The sequence below is a fragment of the Serratia sp. BIGb0234 genome (assembly GCF_024809915.1).
GTDB classification, from domain to species: domain Bacteria; phylum Pseudomonadota; class Gammaproteobacteria; order Enterobacterales; family Enterobacteriaceae; genus Serratia; species Serratia liquefaciens.
In genome coordinates this window covers 440,899-462,996 of the sequence record NZ_JANUEI010000001.1, presented here as the reverse complement: position 1 = coordinate 462,996, position 22,098 = coordinate 440,899, and the positions used below count along the sequence as shown (strand labels likewise).

Below are 22,098 nucleotides of genomic sequence, written 5' to 3'. Positions count from 1 at the left end.
TTTTTCTTAACATTTGTAATTAATCCGCCGATTTACAGAGCCCCAAGAGAGGATACATGCCCGCAACCGCATACTCCCGATTCGGTTCTCATCTGCGAGAACAGCTGTTTCCCCTGTTGCTGCTGCTGATCACTTATGCAGTTTCTCCACTGGCAACGGCGCAGCCCGCACAGGATCCCGCGCCCAGTGGCCAAACCGAGCAACAAAAAGCCTCCTACGCGGCGCTCGCAGATATTCTGCAAGACGACAAAGCCCGTGCCGAACTGATTAACCATCTGAGACAGGCGGCGGATCAACCAGCCGCAGCGCAGCCCAAGTCAGCAACGCCGGAGCCATCAGACTCGCTGAGCGGAAGCCTGACCAGTTTGGCGCAAGACAGCCTTAGCACCCTCGACAAGAAGTTAAACTCGAGGCAAAAACTGATCGACTCTGGGCCAAAACGCACTTTCCATCCGGACGTTTTCTTTCGGGCTTTGGGTTATTTTCTGCTGACGGTTGCGCTGACCTTTGCCCTCTTCCATCTGATCCGCCGGATAATCCGCCCGCTATACAAACGCATCGGCAACTGGGGACACAACGCCAAACTTCAGCATGATTCGTGGTACAAACTGCCAACGGCGATCCTCGGCGCCTTCGCTATCGATTTGCTGGTGTTGTTGCTGGCACTGACTGCCGGTAATCTGTTTGCCCGTCATGTCCACGCCGACAACGCCACCATATTGCGGCTGCAAACCCTGTTTCTTAGCGCCTTCGCGGTGATCGAGTTCTTCAAGGCGGTGCTGCGGCTGATTTTTGCACCCAATTTCGATTACCTGCGTCCTTTTGCTTTCTCCGATGCCGTCGCCCATTACTGGAATACGCGTCTTGCCTGGCTTAGTGGCCTGATCGGCTACGGCCTGATGGTGGTGGTACCGGTAGTGGCGACACAGATCAGTTACCCCGCAGCCGCCGCAGCCAATCTGGTCATCATGCTGGCACTGACGCTATACGCACTGGCGTTGATCCTGCGTAACCGCAAGCCGATACAGCTCCAGATTAACCTGTTGGCCGAACGATCGATGGCGTTCTTCAGCATCATTCTGCGCGGTTTGGGCCATGTCTGGCACCTGCTGGCGATCGCTTATTTCCTGGTGCTGTTTGTCCTGTCGCAATTTGATATTGGCAACAGCCTGAACTTTATGATGACCGCAACGGTAAAAAGCCTGGTGGTTATCGGCGTCGGGGCGTTGATCTCCGGCCAACTGACCCGCTGGATTTTCCGCCGTATTTCGCTGCCGGATGATGTCAACCGACGCTATCCGATGCTGGAACGTCGTATTAATTCCTATATTCCCAATGGGTTGAAAATATTGCGGGTGATGGTGGTACTGACGGTCACGCTGCTGCTGTTTGACGCCTGGCATCTGATCAACCTTTACCAGTGGGCAAGCAGCGAAAACGGGGAAAAAATCGTCGGCGGACTGGTACATATCCTGCTGATTCTGGTGATTGCGGTTATCAGCTGGACGCTGATGGCCAGCGTTATCGAACATCGACTGGCGCTGGAGTTGAGCAACGGCATCCGTCCCAGCGCGCGCGAACGCACGCTGCTGACGCTGTTTCGTAACGTGCTGGCCATCGTTATCAGCACCATTACCATTATGATTGTTCTGTCACAGGTGGGGATTAATATTGCCCCGCTGCTGGCCGGGGCCGGGGCGTTGGGGCTGGCCATCAGTTTTGGCGCGCAAACGCTGGTAAAGGACGTGATCACCGGCGTATTCATCCAGTTTGAGAACGGCATGAATACCGGCGAGTACGTCACCGTCAGCGGCATTACCGGTACGGTTGAGCGCATGACCATCCGGTCGATTGGCCTGCGGGACGATTACGGCGTGTATCATATCGTCCCCTTTTCTTCGATCACGACGCTGGCGAATTACGCCCGTGAATTTGGCGTGTACCGCGCCAACTACAGCGTTAGCCGTGACGAAGATATCGATCATGTCCATGAGGTGCTGCATCAAGCCGTCGCCGCGTTGAAACAAGACGAACAGGTGAAGAGCTTTTTGGTGGGCGAACCGGTGTTCAACGGCGTAGTGGCGCTGGGCGATCGCTCCTTCACCACCCGGGTGACCGTACGCACCCAGGCATTAAAGCAGTGGGTGGTGCAGTATGCCCTCGACCGTCTGGTCAAAATACACTTTGATCAAGCCGGTATCGCTATGCCGCAACAGGCAATGCAACTTTCTTATGCGCCAGGTACGCAACAGTCGGCAACAAAACAAGTTGAGTGAAGAATGACGCTAACCCCGGCAGGGGTTAGCGTCACCGACCTCAGTGCAACGACTCTCCCTGCTTGACCGTGGTAAACGTCTGCATCAGTTTGACCACATCCTGCATACCTATATTCACCCGATTAATCACTTCACCGGCATCGTGCGTCAACGCCACGCCACCGCCAGCCTGTTCCACACAGACCGCCATGCCGGCTATGGCCGCCGCCACTCCCTGCTGAATAGATTTGGTGATACGTTCAATTTCAGTCGCCGCCTGGCGAGACTGTTCCGCCAGAGTACGTACTTCATTAGCGACAACGGCAAATCCGCGCCCATGCTCACCCGCATGCGCTGCCTCAATCGAGGCATTAATCGCCAACAGGTTGGTTTGAGAGGCGATTTTACGGATTGCCTCCACCATAGTGCCTATCTGCTGTGAACCAATGCCCAGCTCACTGACCACCGCGGAAGTATCGCGCGCGGCCGCTTCAACCTGTTGCATGCCTGCGACCGCCTGCTGGACGATCACGGCCCCTTGTGCAGCGGTCCGGTCAGTATCCAGTGATAAATGGTGGGCATTACGCACCATTTCTTCTTCGTGCTGCTGTTGGATCATCTGCCGGGTGATGTCTTGAGCAATTTTCACCACTTTGACCACTTGCCCATCATCATCAAGAATCGGGTTGTAGCTGGCCTCCAGCCATACCCGCTCTCCGCGCCGGTTCACCCGTTCAAAACGCCCGGTGATAAACTCGCCGCGTGCGAGACGCCGCCAATGCTGGCGGTAATCGTCAGAATGGGCAAATTCAGGTGGGCAGAGCACCGCATGCGCCTGTCCCCGCGCCTCCTCAATTCGGTAGCCCATCAATTTCAGCATATTGTCGTTGGCGGCAAGGATCTTGCCCTGCGCGTCAAAGGTGATCATTGCCATCGAACGGTTTAGCGCCGACAGCAGGCTCTGATGCTCCTGCGCTTGGATGATGCGCTCCGTCACAACGCTGGCGATCTTGACGATCTCCACCACCCGCCCCTGTTTATTCATCACCGGGGTATAGGTGCCCTGCAGCCACACGGCCTCGCCGTCTTTGCGAATGCGTTTTATATTATCGGTAATGGGCTTGCCGTTATTTAACATATCCCAGTGTTTGCGATATGCCGGGCTGACGACATATTCCGGGGAACAAAAGAGGCGGTGATGCTGGCCGATAACTTCCTGTCGTTGAAATCCCATCGTTTTTAGAAATAAATCGTTAGCGCGCAGCACGGTGCCATCGGGTTTAAATACGATCATGGCAACGGCATTTTCTATCGCGCTCAACTCGGCACGGCTGTGGGTGTTTAACTGACTGAATCGTAACAGCATAGGGTTAAAATCCTTCTGGCAGATGATTTAGCAGACAAGTGCTTTTCATTTTATTTTTCTGCACGCTGCGCCCACACGCAGACGTGCATCACCCTGAGAAACAGGCAGGCCTAATTCTCCTGGCAGATAAAGCTCACCGGATTAAAATATCAATTAAGTAAGGTAACTATTGTGTTTTGAATAAATAACTTATTTAAGATTTTTAGTATTGGACGACGTATTGAGAATAACGCAACATGCGGAAATTGAAAGGGAAACGCGAAGATTTATAGGTGCCGGTCAAATAACCGGCACCAGAGTACATTAATCCAACAACCAAGATTCAGGCAACCAATAATTCCTCCGTTGATGCCGAACCGGTGACAATGACCTCCGGTGGGACATAGCGCAGTTCGCTAAGTAACAGCTGGTGATCCTGGCCCAAAAGTAAGATCACGCTGTCTGCAGCATCCAGCCGGTGATCGTCGTTATTGTCGACAATAATATAACTGCTGTTTTGATCGGCCAATACACTGCTCACCCCCACCTTAGCGCTGAGCGCCCCCGGTCTGTCCAGATCCAACAGTGCCGCCAGCAGTTGGCTGGGGCTCCCCATCTGTTCATCTGTCAGCGCACCGATCCGGCCTTCAATATTTTGACCGTCGCTGGTACCGTAATCTGCCAATGAGCTCCCCCCGGCATTATGGAATAAGCGTACGCCAGACAAAACGTCAGTAACGCTGTCTTGCTGTAGTGAAAATCCCTTGAGAGTGACGCCGGAAGCTGCCGTACTTGATTGCAGAGTTATACTGTTTTTCCCTGCACCTGCGATTAGCGTGGTATCGCCCATGATATTGAACTGGTCATTGCCGCCCCCACCTTTGACTAACAATTGCTCACCCACCAGCCCCAATTCGACCAATAACGGATCCAATTTCGCCTGGCTAGCGCCGCTGAGGGGCAGTAAATCCAGCATCTGAATCAGCGTACCGTTTCCGCTGCCGCCATGGGCCGAATTGAGAGTGAACGCGTTGCTGGCAAAGGCTGAAGCATCAATCAGGCCCACATTGTGATACCCCTCTTCTAAAGTCAGGTTGAAGCTCGCTCGACCCGAAAGCACGATGTCATGCACCTGGTCATTGCTGCCGGTCAAAGTCAATGTGCTGGGGCTCCAACCCGTGGCATTGATGGCAATCAGCTCCAGCGGATTTTCACTGCCGTGGGAATCCAGCGCCAAAAATCCGACGTTTCCACTGCCGGAAAATAACAGATCGACGCGGTGAGTAGCATTTTCCAGAAAATCGATTTCGATCCGGCTGTCAAACTGATTGCCCACACTGCTGAATTCAAGCCGTGCGGCTTGCGCATTGGCGTTAATCACTTTAACGTTATCTGCCCGGCCGGAAAGCAACAGTCCACCACTACCAAGATCGTTTGCCACCCGATCCTGAATGACATACCCACCTAGGGTTCCCTCAACCGTTGCGTTACCGCTTATCACGCCGTAGTCAAAAACGTGTGCTTCAGTGGCCAGTTTTACCGTCTGAATCCCACTCCAACTGACCTTATTCAGGGTCGCTTCGGCCTGGCCAATATAACCAGCCAGATCAAGCTGCTCAAAATGGCTGAAATTTGCAGCGTTGCTGCTAACCGTGCTGACACGCATTCCCCAAAGGTCTAGCGTGGACGTGAGTTTGACGATCAGATTAGCGGACAGAATGTCCATGCCTGCGCCACCGTCAGCCTTCAGCGACCAACCTACATGATTGGCGCCTCCGGTAGAGTTCCCGGCCCACAGCAGGCTGTCATTGCCCTCACTCAGATTAAAATTCCCGGTTGCGGCAGCGACATCGGCCAGCCCGGTTAACTGTACCCGATCGCTACCGTAGGTACCGTCGAGGGTGACGTTAGCGTTATTTACGGTCACCGCCACGCCATATTTGACGTTCGGATTGTTGTGCAACTGAATGGCTGCAGCCCCATCCCCATTGATAATCAGATAGGAAAGTTGGGCAGCGTAGCTCAGATCCACTGCGGCATCCGTATCTGCATTAAGGAAAACCCGGAACAGTACCGCAGTTTCGGCGTTGCTCAACGAGTGTCCGACATGAGTGTTTACCGTCCCGTAGGCATTTCCGCCCTCTTCGCTGGTGCTTAGCGAAGCCGTGGTTTTATAGCCCAGACTTTGGCCAATTTCGCGGGCAAACGCCCATTGCTCACTCTGAGTGATACCGCCGATGATGTCGCCAGTCACCAGATCCTCAACCACTGCCTGCGTGATTAGCCCCTTGTCGCCACCCAACGTCCGGTAATGCGCCAACTGTTGCTCATCTGCTGCCCTGCCATGAACGGCTTGATACACGTGCTGAATAAAAGCATCCCCCTGCAGGTTGCCAATTTGTTCCTGAAACTCGGGAGTTGCCAACAGGGCAGCCACCAACTCAGCATAGCTCAGGGTGCCAGAGGCCAGGGTTTTGCTCCAGGTATCCAATGAACCGGCATCGATACTCCGTTCAGGAATAGCGCGGAACAGTGCTGCCACCTGTTCCAAATAAACCGTTGCGGGCAACTCCCCCGAAGGATATTCATAACCGGCATCATTAAAATGCTGTTGCGCAGTTTGATCTGCCGGTGCCACTTCGCCACGTAATTGCTCAATCATGGCAACCAGCAGCTCACCACGTGTCGCCCCTTCCGCCAGTTGATGCTGATAATCGGCCAGCTCAGCCGCCGTTGGCGAACGTTCGAAACCCTGTTCAAACAACTGTTGAATAAAATCACCGTCGGAAAGGTTATTGATTGGCAAGGTCTCTATTTTTTCCTGCGCCAAAACGGCCAGGTCGGCACCCTGATTGAGCTGACTGCCATACGAATTGATTTCGTCGGCCAGCCAAGGGGCTTTCAGCAGGTAGAACACGGCGATGGCATCGCCTGCCCCTCCGACAGCATCCGCGGCGACGGAAGGAAAGAGTCCCTCGGCAATCCGTTGGTCCAATGCATCACGCTGCGCCAGAATGACAGGATCGTCACCAAGATAATTAAAAAGACTGATGACTACACTGGCGATCGCGCTGTTGAAATGGCCCTGCATAAGCAGCTCGTTGATATAATCCGGATCGGGGTAGGCGTTATAAACTGAAAGGTAGACTGAGGTTAGAATATCGTATTCGCTCTGGCCGCTCATCCAGTCGGCATCAGGCTGACTCATTAAGATACTGGTCATATAAGCCGGCGGCTGACTGCTGATATCAAATTGACTATCGTAATAGTCGATTTCTGAGACCGTTGGCAAACGCCCAAAAATACCGATAATCAGGGCGCCGACCTCTTGCTGCGTAGATAAAGGAATCATAATAAATCCCACTAATGTGTCGAATGAAAGAGACGGCACATCAGTGCCGCAACCTGTCTCCTGCAACATGGAGAGAGACGATGCACACTGCTGGGATAGCTATTATTGGTATGGCTACAGTTAAGGAACCTTAATAGGATATGTCAAGAAAGGGAGTCAAACCTAAAGCCGGTATGGGAGTTATCTCCCATACCGACAAAAATCTATGCAAACCCCGAAATTAACGCCAGCGTTCTGCCGCCCAAGCAGCCTGCTGTTCCGCGTCGTGGAAGGTCCAGGCTACAAAACGGCTGATCTTTTGCCCTTGCGCCATCTCAATGGTGCGCACTTCGGCGGCGCCGGCTAGCTTCAACGCGTGGTAAATCGATGGCAAAGTGGTGTTTTTGGAGATAAGCGAGGTGAACCACAGGCAGTTTTGCGCCTTACTCACGCTTTCCTCTACCATTTTACGCACGAAGGCTTCTTCGCCGCCTTCGCACCACAGCTCGTTATTTTTGCCGCCAAAGTTCTGTACCGGCTTATCCGCCACCTCACCCTTGCCCAGCTTATGCAGTTTGCGGCGGGTACTGGCCTGCGCTTCCTGCTCTGAACCGTGGAACGGTGGGTTACACAACGTGGCGTCGAACTTCTCCGCCACGCCAATGATGCCGTTAAAGATAAACTCAGGCTGTTTTTGCAAACGTAAACGTACGCTGTTTCTCAGTGTCGGGTTCATCTCGACAATCATTTTGGCCGAATTGAGCGACACCGGGTCGATCTCTGAACCGGTAAAGCGCCAGCCGTATTCACGCAGGCCGACGACCGGGTAAATGCAGTTGGCGCCAATGCCTACGTCGAGGATCGCCACGCCTTTACCACGCGGTATCTCGCCGCCGTTGCTGGTCGCCAACAAGTCGGCCAGGTGGTGCAAATAGTCGGCGCGCCCTGGGATCGGCGGACACAGATAATCGGCGGGAATATCCCAATGTTCGATACCATAAAAATGTTGCAGCAACGCACGGTTGAGCATTTTAACCGCCGCCGGATCGGCAAAATCTACCGAAATATCGCCCCAGGCATTCGGCTTGACGAACGGCTCCAGCGCAGGGCAGCTGGCGATCAGCGCCGGGAAATCATAGCGCGAGCGATGACGGTTACGCGGGTGCAGGCCGCTTTTCTGCTGCGGGAAGGTTTTCTTTTTTTCCACCGTGACGGGCTCTCTTAAAGGTATTTCTGGCGCGTAAGATACCATAAAGCAGCGGCAAACTTGCAGCCGACGGGAAACCCGTCAGAATAAAAGTTCTGTTTAGCCACCCCAGGTCACTTATGAGCAGTCAGTCCCGATATTACTACGAACCCGCGACAGGCCATGGTCTGCCGCACGATCCCCTGAACGCCATCATCGGCCCACGCCCCATCGGGTGGATCTCATCGATCAGCGCGAGCGGCCAGCGCAATCTGGCCCCCTACAGCTTTTTCAACTGCTTCAACTACCGCCCGCCGATCATCGGTTTCGCCAGCAGCGGTTGGAAAGACAGCGTGGCAAACATCGTCGAAACCGGGGAGTTTGTCTGGAATCTGGCGACGCGCCCGCTGGCCGATGCCATGAACAACAGCTCGGCCAGCCTGGCCCGCGGTGAAGATGAATTTGCCTTTGCCGGCGTGACACCGCTGCCCAGCCGTCGGGTGAAAGCGGAAAGGGTGGCGGAAAGCCCGGTGAACTTTGAATGCCGCCTGTCACAGTGCATTCAGTTGCAAAGCGCCGCCGGGGAAAAGGTGGATACCTGGCTGGTACTGGGAGAAGTGGTCGCGGTACATATCGATTCGTCACTGCTGGACCAACACGGCGTTTATCAGACCGCTGCTGCCGAGCCTATCCTGCGCGCCGGCGGGCCGACGGCCTACTATGGCATCTCGGAGCAACACCGTTTCGATCTGGTTCGCCCGGATGCGCAAAAACGATAATAACGGCCCTTTCCTCCTCTGGAGGGAGGGCTCAATTAATAATCAAATAAATTGAACGATATTATCAATACTCTCCGATTTCATCCTTCCTGTCGCTGCGCAATAATCACTCCATCGAAAGACAAGCGCCTTTCTCCCTTAAAAACCAGACAGGAATAACTATCATGAAAAACATCAAAACTTTTGCTGCTGCTATCGCTCTGAGCGCCGTCTCTTTCACTTCTTTTGCTGCCGACTACGTCAGCGCACAAGATGCCACACAGTTTGAGAAGGCCGGTGTGATCTCTGCCAGTGGCGCGACCGACCTGAGCAGCCTGAAAGCGCAACTGTCCGCCAAAGCCGATGCGGCCGGTGCCAAAGCGTTCACCATTACCTCCGCTGGCGGCAACAACCTGATGCACGGCACCGCGGTAATCTACAAGTAATTAACGGATTACAATGAAAAAGCCCGCCGATACGCGCTATCGGCGGGCTTTTTTATGGCTATTTAATTCAGGCGGGCATTAATCGCCGCGGCGAAATCACGGCACATCTTTTCATCGCCTTCGGCGTTATCAGCCAGCACGCGATCGCCATCCACCACGCGGATATGTGCCGCCAAATCGAAGTCTGCCGCCGGCTGTGGCCGGGCAACCGCAGCCGCTATGGTTTGCTGCGCAGCCTGCCAGGCCTGCGCCACCGTCTGATTACAGGCCTGCGCCAGATAGTCCGGATTGAAACCTTCACCGGTCAAACTACGCAGCGTGTCGTCGTGGCTGACACCGTTACCCGGCAGCCAGTAATGACGCGCCAGATCCGGACCAATTGCCGGGTTATCGGTAAGGTAACCGTCGCGCTGCAAGAAGAAGTGTCGCGTCTGCTCAACCGCCATCAGCGCCAGCAGATAGCCCTGATATGAGCAGGCCGATTCCAGCGACAACAAATGCGGGATCGCCAGCGTCGGCCGCGGGCTGCCGCTGATGCCCAATATTTTTTGCTCAACTTCACGTGCCAGTGCGGTTATCGCTTCCGGGGTGCGCTGTTCGTCATCCCACTGATACAACGCCCACTCAAAGTAAGGCACCAGTAAAATATGACGTTCGTTGAACGCACGCATCGGCTGACGCGCAGCGATGCTGGCCTCAATCAACGTATCCGGCACGGCCTCACCCGCCGCGTTTTTCGCATAGCGTTTCAACCAATCGGCGTCGTCCAGCAGGCTGTCACAGAACATCGACTGGGTTTCGGCGTAGGCCATCGAGGTCGGGGGGAATTCCTGCGAAAAACAGGGCGCATTCTGGCAGATATTGGCAAAGTGCGCGGCGTGACCGCCTTCGTGGAACAAGGTATTTAAACCATGAGCCCCGCTGCCGACCTGATCCGGCTGCGCCAGGCTGGTAAAGTTAATGCGTGCCGGTAGCCATTTTCCCTGCTGGATAAACGGCGGCACGGGCCCATGCATAAACCCGTTTTCATACTTGCCCTCACGCACCAGCAGATCGAGATCCATCTGCGCACCGCGAAACCCGATATGCAGCCGTTTAAAGCTGTTGATCCAACGCTCCAGCGACTGGGCAAACGGGAAGTATGGATCCAGTTGGCGGGTCACATCACCGGCGCTGGCAAAACGTACGTTCCAGGGTTCCAGCGCCTGTTCACCCTTCTCCGCCGCCAACTGCTGCAGGCTGCGTGAGTTGGCTTCGCGAGTTTGCTGCTCGAAGCGATCAAGGATGGCGAACAGCTGTTCCGGCGTCATACGCTCGGTTTTGTTCACCTTGTAGTCAAAATAGTTACGAAAGCCCATCTGGCGAGCAAAACGGTTTCGCAGGCTAATCAGCTCCGGCAGACCGTTATGCAACAGCCACTGCTCCAGTTCACGCAGCGCGTTCTGCGAGCTGCGACGATACTCTTCATTTTCATTGGTCGCCTGATTGGTCAACAGCTCGCCGAGCGAGGCGTTCACCCGCTGCCCGGCGGCATTCAGATGGCTGACCGGGTTAGCCTTGCGGCGGGTATAAAGATCCGCCTCAGCGCTGATGATTTGATCCAACAGCGTTTGAGCCTCGGCATCTTCAATCGCGTTGCAATCAAAAAAGCGTAGCCAACCGTTCAGCCCGTGCTGCAGCGCATCTCGCTGAGCATCCTGCGGCAGGGCCTCCAGCCCGGCCAACAGTTGACGAATTTCCGCTAACCGACGCGGCTCGGCGATAAAACGTTTATAGGTGCTTTCCGCCGCCGAGAAGCGGGCCGAAACGCCCTCATCGCCAATACCCATATAGTTCTGCCAAAACAAATCTTCTTTGGTGCGGTGCACCTCAAGATAGTCCTGATTCAATTGATTGAAGTAATCGAGAGCCTGTTGCATAACCATCCTTTCAGCCGATTAGCGAAATATTCCAGTATAGCCAAGGGTTTTACGCGCTGCGTAAACGTTCAAGTCCCTGTTCCAGGGTGTCGACTTCACCGGCGGCCAACAGGCAGCAGGCGATCTGGCGTTGGATCGCCAGCGGGATCGCCACCTCCCCCGCCAGGCAACGCTCAGTCCAGCGAGCGGTGGTTTCTGCATCCTTGGCTGCCGGCAGCTCCGGCGTGGGATCCTGCTCCGGACGCTCCAGCAACACTTGCTGCTCGCCGTTAACGATGTAATGGATCTGCGGGCAGCGCTGAGGATTGGCGTACGCCTCCCCTTCGGTGCCGTGCATCAGCAAGCCACGGGCGCCGATTTGACGGAAGAAAGAAGCCACCCGACCGACGTATTCCGGATGCGACACGCTGGCAATGCGCAACACATCCTGTTCACCAAACGGCGTTGCCAGTTTGGCCAGCGTATGGGCGCTGTTACGTACCCCCATGCGCCAGCGCAGGCCAAGTTGCAGATCCAAAGGGGCAGACAGCGCCGAGACCGGGATAAACACCGTTTCGCCGTTATCCAAACGCCGTTGGGCATGGGCAGCGTCTGGCGACCAAGGCAGGCCCAGCGCCTGAAAAGTTTCCGCGCTGGTAACCCGGGTACTGTCGTCCAGCACGCCGTGCACCACTACCGGCAACCCGACGCGCGTCAGCAACAACGCCAACAGCGGTGTCAGGTTCGCCTGCTTGCGTGCTCCGTTATAGCTTGGCAGCACCACCGGCATCGGCCGCCCCTGCGGCGCCTGCAGACGCATCACCTGTTGCTGCATCGCCTGATAAAAACCGAGCATTTCCTCTTCGGCTTCGCCTTTAATCCGCAGGGCGATCAGAATACCGCCCAACTCCAGTTCGCCCACCTCCCCGGCCAGCATCTTTTGATAGAGCTGGAAAGCAGTTTCCCGATCCAGATCGCGCGCATGGTTTTTGCCACGGCCGATTTCTTTGATAATTTTGGTGTAATCCATCGTTCTGCTGTCCCCTGATCCAATCTGGGATCAGCATACCCTATCCGCGTCGACGCTCAACCTCATCCGCCAGTTGCTGCTGGTCCGAATCGCCTGCTCGCAGCCCGGCGATCACCCCATCAGCGTCTTCGGCACTGCGGTTTTGGCTCATTTTCCATTTGCCCAAACGTTCGGTTACGACTATCTCAATGCCGACAATGCCCTGGATCTGTGCGGCAATATAGTGGGCCGGAGCATCTTCCATTCGCCAGGGTTCAGGCTGACGCCCCTCCTGCAGCGCAGTTAAACCCTCCAGCTGTTGTCGCAGCCAGCGGGCATCTTCCGTGATCCGTGGCGTACCGCGCAGCTGTACCACGCTGTAATTCCAGGTGGGTACCACTTTGCCGCTCCGGCGTTTGGTCTCATACCAACCAGGGGAAATATATCCGTCTCTTCCCTGAAAAATCACCAGGCACTCACTGGCAGCCTGCAACAGCCGCCAATGGGAATTGGCACGGGACAAATGCGCCCGCAGCAGGACGTTGCCCTGCTCATCGGCATCGATTAAAAAGGGCAGCGGATCCGCCACCAGGCCCTGCTCCCCCTGGCTGATTAACATGCCGAGCGGGTTGGCGCGCACCAGCGCAATTTGAGCGTCCAGTTGGTCTTCACGGAATGAGGCGGGCAGATACATTACCTTGGCTCCTTGGGGATTTACGGTTGGCGGTAAATAGCAATAACACCCGCCATGGGTTTACTGAAGGGCCAGTTTGCGTTGTTTTTGGATGATCCACCTCAGCAAGCCGAAGGCAACGGCCATCGCCAGCAGGTTGTAAACCATCGCGCCGGCAAACGCCTGTCCGTAACGTTCTGCGCCAGCACCGCCCGCCAACAGGGGAACAAAAAACGCGCCGCTGGCGGCAATCCCCAACGCCCCGCCCACCTGCTGCACGGTCGAAATGACCCCGGCGGCCATCCCGGCCTGATGCTCTTTCGCCAGCCCGAGCACCAAATTAAGCAAAGGCGTCATGCTCAGCGCCTGGCCGAAGCCCAGGATCACCAGCCCCGGCAATAACCACAACGGCTGTACCAACGCCGCGCCCGACAGCACCTCCACCACCAACAGCGCCATGCCGGCGGCATAGACTGCGACGCCAAGCGCCAGCACGCCGTTCCCCCAGCGTTGCACCAGCCCCGGTGCCAGGAACGAGGCCAGCATAAATGCCGCGCTGGCGGGGGCAAACAGGCTACCGGCCTGAAACGGCGTCAGGCCTATTCCCGCTTGCAGCAGCAGGGCAAAACACAGAAAGAACGAAGAGGCGGTCGAGTAAATCGCCAGCACCACGCCCACCCCAGGGGCAAAACTGCCCTGCCGCAACAGCGCAGGATCCAGGACCGCATCCCCAGAACGCTGCGCCAGACGCCGCTCCCAACGAATAAAAGCCCACAGCATGCCAATTCCGCAAGCCAACGCCGGTAATACCCACCAGGGCCAGCCGCGCGATGGCCCTTCCAACAAGGGCACTAGCAGCAACAGCAAACCGGTCGCCGCCAACAGCAAGCCCATGCAGTCCAGCCGCTGTGCTTGTTCAAGACGTGACTCGGGAATGCGACGCGCCGCCACGATTGCCAATACGCCAATCGGCAGATTGATCAGAAAAATCATACGCCAGCCGCTGCCGAAAACATCGGCTTCAATAATAAACCCGCCGAATATCTGGCCGAAAATCGCCGCCAGCCCCAGCGTCATCCCCAGCCAGGCAAAGGCGCGCCGCCGCTGATGTGGGTTGTACAATACGCGCATCAACGCATATATCTGCGGAAACAGCAGCGCTGCCGCCGCGCCCTGAAGAAAACGCGCAACGATCAGCATACTCAGTGACGTAGCCATACCGCACAGCGCCGACGTCAGCGTAAACCCCAGCATGCCGAGGCTAAACATACGCTGTCGCCCAAAGCGATCGCCCAGACGTCCACCGGCAATCAACAACACGCCGAATGCCAACTCATAACCGGCAATGATCAACCCCACGCCAGCGAAACTGGCCGCGAACTGCTGCTGGATCACCGGCGCCGCGACGTTCACCACAAACAGGTCAAACACCGTCACAAAGCCGCCCAACAGCAACACCGGTAACCCCACCAGACGACGATCGCCTTGTGCTAATGACTGTTCCATACGTGCCTCCAAAGATTACGATGGCGGCAGTATGGAACATGTCATAAACTGTTACTATATAGCCAGTTATACTATTACTAACAGCAACAGGAAGGCCGCTATGCCACCGCGTACCCTCAACCGAACCCGTCAGGATCTGGCGGATTTCCTGCGTCAAAAACGCGAGAAGCTGTCACCGCAGGCCGTCGGCTTACCGAGCGGCACGCGTCGCCGTACGCCGGGGTTGAGGCGCGAAGAGGTCGCCGCGTTGGCAGGCGTAGGATTGACCTGGTACACCTGGCTGGAACAGGGGCGGGAAATCAACGTTTCGGTCGATTTTCTGGAAAATCTGGCGCGGGTATTAAAGCTGGATGCGACCGGGCGCTACCATCTGTTTTTGCTGGCGCATCAACGCCCGCCGGTACCGGTCGGTCATCAGTGGTGTCAGGTTTCACCGCTGGTGCGCCGCTTGCTGGACGATCTGCAACTGCGCCCGGCTTACGTGATGAATCTGAGCTGGGACATCATCGCCTGGAACCCGGCGGCGGAACGGCTATTCGCGATTGGCGATCGCCCGGCGGATCAGCGCAATATGCTTTGGATGCTGTTTGCCGATCCTCAACTCAATCAACGGCTGGTGGAATGGCAAGCGCAGGCACCGCAAATCCTCGCCAGCTTCCGCCGCGACTATGCGCGTGCGCCACAAGACGCCACCATGCAACAGCGGGTGCAGGCGCTGGAGCAGGTTTCGCCTCTGTTCCGTCAGCTGTGGCAACAGCATGACATTCACGGTCGCTGCCAGGGAGAACGCACGTTCATTGTGCCGGGCGCCGGCCAGGTAACCTTCGAACATGCGTCGTTTATTGTCGATGAAGAAAATCATTTGCGGCTGGTGATGTACAGCGCGCTGCCGCAATGCCCGGCCAGCGCGGCTTTTGAAGCATCCTTACAGGCGTAAGGCTATTTGCGGCTGTCAAAAATCAGCTTGCAGGCCAGCCCGGCGAACACGCCGCTCAACAGGTAATTCGGCCAGCGCGCACTGAAACGGCGGCCGACAAAACGGTTTTTCATGCCGCTGACCGCCAGGATCAACCCACCGTTAATCACCAACCCCACCAGATTTAACACCGTCGCCAGCAACAGCATTTGTACCACCAGCGAACCGGCGTGTGGATCGATAAACTGTGGGAACAGTGCTAAAACGAACAGCGCCATTTTTGGGTTAAGAATGTTGGTGAATAATCCCTGCCGGAAAATGCGTGCAGCCGGTACCGCCGCCAATCCCGCAGAAGCCTGCAAACTGCTGCCGGATCGCAGCGTTTTCCACGCCAGATACAGTAAATAAGCAGCGCCCAACATGCGCACCGCATCATAGGCCAGCGGGACCGCGACAAACAGTTGCGACAGGCCTAACGCCGCCGCCAGCGCGTGGCAATAGGTACCCAGTTGGATCCCAGCCAGTGACGCGAAACCGGCACGGCGCCCCTGACTAACGCTGCGCGAGGCAATCAGCAACATATCCGGCCCAGGGGTCACCGTCAGCGCCAGACAGGCCCCGGAAAACAGCAAAATGGTGGAAGCATCGATCATAAGTCACCCGTACGCAGCATGGTGGGAAGCAGGCTTTATCATAGCCGCGCCACCGGCGTTTACCAGCGCCAAATCACTGCCACGGCGCTTTGGGGGTGAAGGCCGCCAGCAGGGCATCAATGGCGACCCTCACCCGTAACGGCATGCCGGTCCCTTTTAGCCAGACCACGTTAATCGCCAGCCCCGCACCGCAGCTGCCGGGTAAAACCTCACGCAACGTCCCGGCCGTCAGCGCATCATGCGCCAGCCAACGCGGCAGCATGGCAACCCCCTGACCGGCGCAGGCAGCCCCCAGCACCGCCTCCATATTGCCCAATCTCAAACGGGCCGGTGGCGACAGCCGCTGAGCTTTACCCTGCTCATCCAGCAAATGCCACGGCTGGCTACGCCCATCACGCAGTAAGCCAATCGCCTGATGCTGCGACAGTTCTGCTAACGTGCTCGGTTCCCCCTGTCGTGTCAGATAACCCGGAGCTGCGCAGAGTATTTGCTGCTGCTCACCCAGTTGCCGGGCGGTGATGGCCGCGGCATCACCCGGCGAACCGATTCGCACTGCCAAATCGATCCCCTCTTCCGCCAAATCTGCCGCACGGTTGGAAAACAACGCTTCGATGTGCAATTTCGGGTAACGGTCCGCCAATGCCAGCAGCGGCGGCATCACCCACTTTTGGCCGAACAGCACCGGCAGCGATACCCGCAGTCGTCCCTCCGGCGTTTGGGCCCGAACCGCCAGCTGGTTTTCCGCCGCTTCCAGTGCCGCCAGCGCCTTCAGGCAATCGTCATAGAACAACTGCCCTTCATCGGTCAGCGACAGGCTGCGCGTGGTGCGTTGGAACAACCGCACCTGCAGCCGCTGTTCCAACCGAGCCACGGCTTTACCCACCGTTGAACGCGAAAGGCCCAGTTGCTCGGCGGCACGGCTAAAACCACCGGCCTGCACCGCCTGCACAAAGGCGCGGATTGCATGTAATCGTTCGCTGGAAATCATCAGGCCTGCCCTATTGGCGATATTAATTCGCCTATTAAACGATGAAACAACGCCACTGGCTACCGCCTTCGCTGAGTAAACTGGACGCACTCTTCTCTGCCAGGAAACCCCTATGAGCGAACGCAGTGAAATTCTGACCGACAGCGGCGCCCCCCAACTATGGCGTCTGCTGATTGGCATCAGTATCGCCAGCTTTTTGGGCTGTATCGATTTCACCATCGTCAATACCACCATCCCTGCGATCCAGCGTGAGCTGGCCGCCAGCCTGAGCAGCGTACAATGGGTGATGACGTTGTTCGTGATGGCACTGTGCGCCTTTATGGTCAGCGCCGGACGGCTGGCGGATCTGTATGGCCGTCGTCGGGTGTTGTACTGCGGAATGCTGACGTTCGCCGCCGCGTCGTTGGGCGCCGGGCTCTCAGGCAGTATTGAGCTGCTCAACGTCTGGCGTTTTGTGCAGGGCGCCGCCTGCGCGGTACTGTACACCGCCACTACGGCCATTGTCGCCGATGCCTGGCCGCCGCAGCAGCGCGGTCGTGCAATCGGCATTTTGCTGGCGGTCAACGGCCTGGGTCTGGCGATCGGCCCGGTGGCCGGTGGCCTGTTGGTCGGTTCCCTGGGCTGGCGCTGGGTGTTTCTGTTGAACGTGCCGCTGATTGCGCTGAGTTTCGCCTTCTGCCTGGGAACCGTTCGAGAGTCTCGCGCCCAACAAGGCAGCAGGCTGGATATCCCCGGTTTATTGCTGTTGGTGATCGGCGTTGCCGGGCTGCTGCTGGCCATCAGTCAGGGCAGCCAATGGGGATGGCTGAGCGCAAAAACCGGGTTAACGGCTGCACTGGCGCTCGCCGCGCTCGGCCTGCTACTGCCGGTTGAACGACGGGCACATTCGCCGCTGGTACCGCTGGTTTTGCTGCGGCGTCCCGCCTTTTTGCGCGTTTGCCTGATGAGCGCGCTATTGGCCTTTTTCTACTGCGCCGCTTTCTTTTTGATGCCGATTTACCTGGAAAACACCCGCCACTACCAGGGAACGATGCTGGGACTGTTGTTGCTGCCAACCACCGCGGTGATGGCAGCCCTCTCGCCCTGGGTCGGCAGATGGGTGGATAAATCCGGCCCACGCGCGGCGTTGATCCTCGGTTTTGCCGCCCTTGCCGGCTCCGCGGCCCTGCAAAGCCGGTTTAACGTCGACAGCCCGCTGCCGCTGCTGCTCGGTGCCTTCGCCCTGATGGGGCTGGGCTGGGGCTGCATTCTCGGCCCGCTGGTGTTGGCGACGCTCAACAGCGTCAGCGAGTCGCAAAGCGGCGGCGCGTTAGGCATCACCTGGACACTGCACAATCTCGGCGGCGCCGTTGGCCTGGCGGTGGCGACCCTGATTTACCCGAGCTACGGCTACACGCCGGTGATGTTGTTGCTGTTGGCGCTGTCATTGTTCGGGGGCCTGCTTGCCGCCTGGCGCAGCCGCTAGCCGAACACGGCGCTCCCCCAGCAGGTTCATGCCTGCCGCCGCCAGCAAAATGAGGGCAGCGCCAGCAAACTGCAGCGCCACCAATCGGTGACCGAACGCCAGGCGATCCACCAGCATGGCAGCGATCGGATAAATAAACGACAGCGAACCTGTCAGGTTGGTCGGCAACTTTTGGATCGCGCCATACAGCAACACATACATGATCCCGGTGTGCAATACGCCCACCGTCACCAGCATGCCCCACTGTCCGGCATTGGCCCGCGCGTGGAAATCTACCATCGGCAACAGCATCAGCGCGCCGACCGTTACCTGGATCAAGGCGATCAGGTGCGGTGGCGTCCCTTTCAGCCGTTTGGCGGCCAGCGCCATCAGCGCGTAAAAAAATGCCGCGCCCAGCGACAACAAAATGCCCATCAGGTAGTTGTTCTGTCCACCGGCCTGTTTGGGCTGCGCCAACACCACCAGCGTCATGCCGATAAACGCCAATACCAACCAAAACAGCTTACGCAGGGTCAGCTTCTCGCCGAGAAACAGCGCCCCCAGCGCCACCAGCATGAACGGCTGCGTGTTATACACCGCCGTCGCGATGGAGATCGACGCATAGGAATAGGCCGCAAACAACAACAGCCAATTAACCACCAGCGCTACGCCGCCGGCGATTGCCACCAGCAACGTAGTACGCGTCAGGCTGTCGCGCCGCAGCTGCCCCAGCGCAGCACAAATGGCCAGCAGCACCAGCGCCCCTACCGCACAGCGCCAGAACACCACGTTGATCACCGGCTGGCCGGACATCAGCACAAACCAGCCGATGGTACCGGAAATCAACATCGCGGCGATCATCTCCAGCGAGCCGCGTTTTATCTCTGCATTCATCTTGGTTTCCTCACAGTAAGCCTATGCACTTAGCTTGCGGCTTTCCTGCAGCGGTTTCCATGGCATAAAAAAGGCAATAATGCTTAAATTCCTTTTTAATTAAGGCATGAATTGAAAAAAACCTAATGGAGAGCCTATGGATGCTATCGATCGTCAAATCCTGAACCTGCTGGCAGAGGATGCGCGGGTATCGCTGAAAACCCTCAGCGCCAGCGTCGGGTTGTCATCACCCAGTACCTCGGAGCGGCTGCGGCGGCTGGAGGAGAGCGGCGTGATCCAGGGCTACACCCTGAACGTCAATTTGCAGGCGTTGGGCTACGCTTTTCAGTCGCTGGTGCGCATCAAACCGCTGCCGGGCATGCTGAAAAAGGTCGAGCAAATGATTCAGGAGATCCCGGAGGTGGTTGAGTGTGACAAGGTGACCGGCGAAGACTGCTTTATCGTGCGCCTGGTGGCGCATTCGATGGAGCAACTCGACCAGATCCTCGATCGGCTGGCCGAGCGCGCACAGAGCAATACCTCCATCGTCAAAACAACGCCGGTGAAACGTCGCCTGCCGCCAATGCTGTGATTAACGGGTACGTTTGCGGGCGAACGGGCTCTTGCGCTTCTTGCTCTTTTTCTCCGCTTCGGCGGCGGATTTAAGCGCTGCCTGGTGCGCTTTGTCGGCTTCAGGCACCTCACGCTGTTCGATGGGGAACACCGGCAATGCCGCCAGCAGGCGCGAGCCGTAGCTTTTGGTCAGCAGGCGGCGATCGTAAATCACGATCTCGCCGTGGCATTCGTTGCTGCGGATCAGTCGACCCACCTGCTGGATCAGGTTGAACGAGGCGCTCGGCAGACTTTGTACCTCGAAGGGATAACGCTTCAGCGACTTCAGCCACTCGCCTTCGGTCAGGATCACCGGGCTGTCGATCGGCGGGAAGGCGATCTTGTGAATATGCACCTGGGTCAGCAATTCCCCTTTTAGATCCAGCCCTTCAGCAAACGACTGCAGGCCGATCAGCACGCTGGCAGTGCCTTTTTCGACCCGCTTGCGGTGCTCTTCCACCAAGCGATAACGCGGTTGATCGCCCTGTACCAACAGCATCAGGCGCAAATCGGTCACGTAGCTGAGGAAGGTCTGCATCGCACGATGACTGCTGAACAGGATCAGCATGCCCTTGTGTTTGCCGCTGGCCTGCTCGGCGCGGAAAAAGCGCGCCATCTCTTCCAGATGCTCAGCTTCGTTGGCCATCGCCGGTTCGAAACGCATGTTCGGGATGACAATCTTGCCCTGCTCAACGTGGTTAAACGGCGAAGACAGGGTTTCGAAACGATCGCCGGCTTTCTCGCTCAGCCCGCTCATTTCCTGCAGGCGCGCAAAGCTGTTCAATGAACGCAGGGTCGCCGAGGTGACGACCACATGCGGCACCTTGCGCCACAACAGCTTTTCGAGCTGATCGCTCACGCGAATGCCTACGCAGTGCAAATACAGGTGCGTCACGTTATCGCGCAAATCGCGCGTGACCCATTTGGAGATCGGCGCATTGGAAGACTTGTCCAGCGCCGCCAGCCGCCATAGTTTGCTCATCGCTTCCAGATAACCCAGGGTGCGGCTCATCTGAATGATTGACCGGTGCAGTCGCACAATGTCGTGCTTACCGGTTTGCTCGCTGAGATCGTTGAGGATAAATTCTGCCACCCCACGCAACGCGTCAGTCAGCTTGAACAAGCGTGCGCTGGTTTCCACCATCGCCGCAGGCAGTTCGCCCATTTCAAACCGGTGTTCGGCAATCACGGTGTCGGTCGGCAGATAGGCGCTGACCTGATGCTCGAAAATCTGAATCAGCTCACGCATCTCTTCGCAGTGATTTTTCAAACGTTCGTCGTTGGTCAGCCCCGGTGGGCTTTTCGGGCGATATTGCGTCATGCACTGTTCAACCTGACGCACGATCATGTCCAGTTGCAAATTGGTCGACAGCGCGGTGATTTCGCCGTCAATCTCTAGCGCGTCACGCGCTACTTCCGGCAGGTGATGACCTTCGTCCAGCACCAGCAACAGCTCTTTCGGGTTGGGCAGTACCGATTCCGTTTCCAGCGCCGCCATCACCAGCGCATGGTTAGCCACCACCACGTCGGCGGTTTCAATCTCTTTACGGGCGATATAAAACGGGCATTCGCGAATGTAATGGCAGTTGCGCCCCAGGCAGTTGGCCTTGTCGGTGCTGAGCTTAATCCACAGCGGATCGTCGATCGTCATCTGATAATGGTCTCGCAACCCATCCCACTCATGGCGGCTGAGCGCTTTGCTCAGTTTCTGGCACAGCGCCTGCTCTTCCCCGCTGGAAGGCGCCAGTTCGTCATCCAGGAACAGCGTCAGATCGCCCTGCTCGCTGACGTCGGTGCTCAATGCCGCCAGATTACGCGGGCAAACATAGCGCCCGCGGCCAAAGGCACCAGTGAATTTCAAATCGGGAATGATCTTCTTCAGCAACGGCAAATCCTTGCTGTAGATCTGATCCTGCAGCGCCACGTTGGCGGTACTGACCACCAGCGGTTTGCTCTCCGCGCGGCCTACGGCGATCCCTGGGATCAGGTACGACAGGGTTTTGCCCACGCCGGTCGGCGCCTCAATCGCCAGGTGGCGCGGATAATCTCCGGCCAGGGTTTTCGCGACTTCGGCGATCATCTGCCGTTGCGGTGCACGGGAAATAAAATCCGGTATTTGTTGCTGCAGGGCTTTGTACCACTGGCCAATCTGATCTTTAACTGCGGGGGAGAGCGCCATTCAACTCTGTATCTCAACGAAATGAT

The 22,098-nt window shown here is 57.0% G+C and carries 17 protein-coding genes; 6 read left to right on the top strand and 11 right to left on the bottom strand.

Annotation, left to right across the window (positions count from 1 at the left end):
* The first annotated feature begins 56 nt into the window (after window positions 1-56).
* A complete protein-coding gene (gene ybiO, locus M2407_RS02385; RefSeq protein WP_259216668.1) occupies window positions 57-2,276 on the top strand; it encodes a mechanosensitive channel protein in 2,220 nt (739 codons plus the stop codon).
* Window positions 2,277-2,316: 40 nt separating this feature from the next.
* Here the strand turns inward: ybiO and M2407_RS02380 are convergent, their stop codons facing one another.
* From M2407_RS02380 to rlmF, 3 genes are all read right to left on the bottom strand, one after another.
* The gene (locus M2407_RS02380; RefSeq protein WP_259216667.1) at window positions 2,317-3,621 is read right to left on the bottom strand and encodes a PAS domain-containing methyl-accepting chemotaxis protein; all 1,305 of its coding nucleotides are present in this window, start codon (window positions 3,619-3,621) and stop codon (window positions 2,317-2,319) included.
* A 322-nt stretch (window positions 3,622-3,943) separates the two neighbouring features.
* The gene (locus M2407_RS02375) at window positions 3,944-6,952 is read right to left on the bottom strand and encodes a DUF4214 domain-containing protein (RefSeq protein ID WP_259216666.1); all 3,009 of its coding nucleotides are present in this window, start codon (window positions 6,950-6,952) and stop codon (window positions 3,944-3,946) included.
* Window positions 6,953-7,172: 220 nt separating this feature from the next.
* A complete protein-coding gene (rlmF, locus tag M2407_RS02370; protein ID WP_259216665.1) occupies window positions 7,173-8,138 on the bottom strand; it encodes a 23S rRNA (adenine(1618)-N(6))-methyltransferase RlmF in 966 nt (321 codons plus the stop codon).
* A gap of 119 nt (window positions 8,139-8,257) precedes the next feature.
* Between rlmF and M2407_RS02365 the strand changes: the two genes are divergently transcribed.
* Both M2407_RS02365 and bhsA read left to right on the top strand, forming a co-directional pair.
* A complete protein-coding gene (locus M2407_RS02365) occupies window positions 8,258-8,896 on the top strand; it encodes a flavin reductase family protein (RefSeq protein WP_122077806.1) in 639 nt (212 codons plus the stop codon).
* Between the two features lie 164 nt (window positions 8,897-9,060).
* The gene (gene bhsA, locus M2407_RS02360; protein WP_020825899.1) at window positions 9,061-9,321 is read left to right on the top strand and encodes a multiple stress resistance protein BhsA; all 261 of its coding nucleotides are present in this window, start codon (window positions 9,061-9,063) and stop codon (window positions 9,319-9,321) included.
* A gap of 62 nt (window positions 9,322-9,383) precedes the next feature.
* Here the strand turns inward: bhsA and M2407_RS02355 are convergent, their stop codons facing one another.
* The 4 genes from M2407_RS02355 to M2407_RS02340 are packed head-to-tail and all read right to left on the bottom strand — an operon-like array spanning window position 9,384 to window position 14,407.
* Window positions 9,384-11,240 carry a M3 family metallopeptidase gene (locus tag M2407_RS02355; protein WP_259216664.1) on the bottom strand — a complete coding sequence of 619 codons (1,857 nt, stop codon included), beginning with the start codon at window positions 11,238-11,240 and terminating at the stop codon, window positions 9,384-9,386.
* 49 nt (window positions 11,241-11,289) lie between these two features.
* Window positions 11,290-12,249: a DNA-binding protein YbiB gene (gene ybiB, locus M2407_RS02350; RefSeq protein ID WP_259216663.1), complete on the bottom strand. Its 960-nt coding sequence runs from the start codon at window positions 12,247-12,249 to the stop codon at window positions 11,290-11,292.
* A 40-nt stretch (window positions 12,250-12,289) separates the two neighbouring features.
* Window positions 12,290-12,922 (bottom strand): FMN-binding negative transcriptional regulator, encoded by a 633-nt coding sequence (locus M2407_RS02345; protein ID WP_046374132.1) that lies wholly within the window; start codon window positions 12,920-12,922, stop codon window positions 12,290-12,292.
* A gap of 60 nt (window positions 12,923-12,982) precedes the next feature.
* Window positions 12,983-14,407, bottom strand: a complete 1,425-nt coding sequence (locus M2407_RS02340; RefSeq protein ID WP_259216662.1) for an MFS transporter — start codon at window positions 14,405-14,407, stop codon at window positions 12,983-12,985.
* 100 nt (window positions 14,408-14,507) lie between these two features.
* Between M2407_RS02340 and M2407_RS02335 the strand changes: the two genes are divergently transcribed.
* Window positions 14,508-15,344 (top strand): helix-turn-helix transcriptional regulator, encoded by an 837-nt coding sequence (locus tag M2407_RS02335; protein ID WP_259216661.1) that lies wholly within the window; start codon window positions 14,508-14,510, stop codon window positions 15,342-15,344.
* Between the two features lie 2 nt (window positions 15,345-15,346).
* Here M2407_RS02335 and M2407_RS02330 read toward each other — a convergent pair whose 3' ends face one another.
* Both M2407_RS02330 and M2407_RS02325 read right to left on the bottom strand, forming a co-directional pair.
* Window positions 15,347-15,976, bottom strand: coding sequence for a LysE family translocator (locus tag M2407_RS02330; RefSeq protein WP_116690910.1), 630 nt, complete (start codon window positions 15,974-15,976; stop codon window positions 15,347-15,349).
* A 73-nt stretch (window positions 15,977-16,049) separates the two neighbouring features.
* The gene (locus M2407_RS02325) at window positions 16,050-16,964 is read right to left on the bottom strand and encodes a LysR family transcriptional regulator (RefSeq protein WP_149573420.1); all 915 of its coding nucleotides are present in this window, start codon (window positions 16,962-16,964) and stop codon (window positions 16,050-16,052) included.
* 112 nt (window positions 16,965-17,076) lie between these two features.
* On the opposite strand from M2407_RS02325, the gene M2407_RS02320 reads away from it, so the two are divergent.
* A complete protein-coding gene (locus tag M2407_RS02320) occupies window positions 17,077-18,429 on the top strand; it encodes an MFS transporter (protein WP_142815660.1) in 1,353 nt (450 codons plus the stop codon).
* Here M2407_RS02320 and M2407_RS02315 read toward each other — a convergent pair.
* A complete protein-coding gene (locus M2407_RS02315; protein WP_046374138.1) occupies window positions 18,388-19,302 on the bottom strand; it encodes a DMT family transporter in 915 nt (304 codons plus the stop codon). The genes M2407_RS02320 and M2407_RS02315 overlap by 42 nt on opposite strands.
* A gap of 136 nt (window positions 19,303-19,438) precedes the next feature.
* On the opposite strand from M2407_RS02315, the gene M2407_RS02310 reads away from it, so the two are divergent.
* Complete coding sequence (locus M2407_RS02310) at window positions 19,439-19,873, top strand: Lrp/AsnC family transcriptional regulator (RefSeq protein WP_020825889.1); 435 nt, start codon at window positions 19,439-19,441, stop codon at window positions 19,871-19,873.
* Here M2407_RS02310 and dinG read toward each other — a convergent pair whose 3' ends face one another.
* Entirely contained in the window at window positions 19,874-22,072 is a 2,199-nt protein-coding gene (gene dinG, locus M2407_RS02305; RefSeq protein ID WP_259216659.1) for an ATP-dependent DNA helicase DinG, read from the bottom strand. It lies immediately after the preceding gene.
* Window positions 22,073-22,098: the final 26 nt, after the last annotated feature.

What these genes read in the sequence shown, in the direction of transcription:
- M2407_RS02345 (WP_046374132.1), bottom strand. Translation starts at nt 12,922, where the DNA reads ATGTATCTGCCCGCCTCATTCCGTGAAGACCAACTGGACGCTCAAATT.
- M2407_RS02315 (WP_046374138.1), bottom strand. Translation starts at nt 19,302, where the DNA reads ATGAATGCAGAGATAAAACGCGGCTCGCTGGAGATGATCGCCGCGATG.
- ybiB (WP_259216663.1), bottom strand. Translation starts at nt 12,249, where the DNA reads ATGGATTACACCAAAATTATCAAAGAAATCGGCCGTGGCAAAAACCAT.
- M2407_RS02320 (WP_142815660.1), top strand. Translation starts at nt 17,077, where the DNA reads ATGAGCGAACGCAGTGAAATTCTGACCGACAGCGGCGCCCCCCAACTA.
- M2407_RS02340 (WP_259216662.1), bottom strand. Translation starts at nt 14,407, where the DNA reads ATGGAACAGTCATTAGCACAAGGCGATCGTCGTCTGGTGGGGTTACCG.
- M2407_RS02375 (WP_259216666.1), bottom strand. Translation starts at nt 6,952, where the DNA reads ATGATTCCTTTATCTACGCAGCAAGAGGTCGGCGCCCTGATTATCGGT.
- dinG (WP_259216659.1), bottom strand. Translation starts at nt 22,072, where the DNA reads ATGGCGCTCTCCCCCGCAGTTAAAGATCAGATTGGCCAGTGGTACAAA.
- M2407_RS02330 (WP_116690910.1), bottom strand. Translation starts at nt 15,976, where the DNA reads ATGATCGATGCTTCCACCATTTTGCTGTTTTCCGGGGCCTGTCTGGCG.
- M2407_RS02355 (WP_259216664.1), bottom strand. Translation starts at nt 11,240, where the DNA reads ATGCAACAGGCTCTCGATTACTTCAATCAATTGAATCAGGACTATCTT.
- M2407_RS02335 (WP_259216661.1), top strand. Translation starts at nt 14,508, where the DNA reads ATGCCACCGCGTACCCTCAACCGAACCCGTCAGGATCTGGCGGATTTC.
- M2407_RS02325 (WP_149573420.1), bottom strand. Translation starts at nt 16,964, where the DNA reads ATGATTTCCAGCGAACGATTACATGCAATCCGCGCCTTTGTGCAGGCG.
- M2407_RS02310 (WP_020825889.1), top strand. Translation starts at nt 19,439, where the DNA reads ATGGATGCTATCGATCGTCAAATCCTGAACCTGCTGGCAGAGGATGCG.
- M2407_RS02365 (WP_122077806.1), top strand. Translation starts at nt 8,258, where the DNA reads ATGAGCAGTCAGTCCCGATATTACTACGAACCCGCGACAGGCCATGGT.
- M2407_RS02380 (WP_259216667.1), bottom strand. Translation starts at nt 3,621, where the DNA reads ATGCTGTTACGATTCAGTCAGTTAAACACCCACAGCCGTGCCGAGTTG.
- ybiO (WP_259216668.1), top strand. Translation starts at nt 57, where the DNA reads ATGCCCGCAACCGCATACTCCCGATTCGGTTCTCATCTGCGAGAACAG.
- bhsA (WP_020825899.1), top strand. Translation starts at nt 9,061, where the DNA reads ATGAAAAACATCAAAACTTTTGCTGCTGCTATCGCTCTGAGCGCCGTC.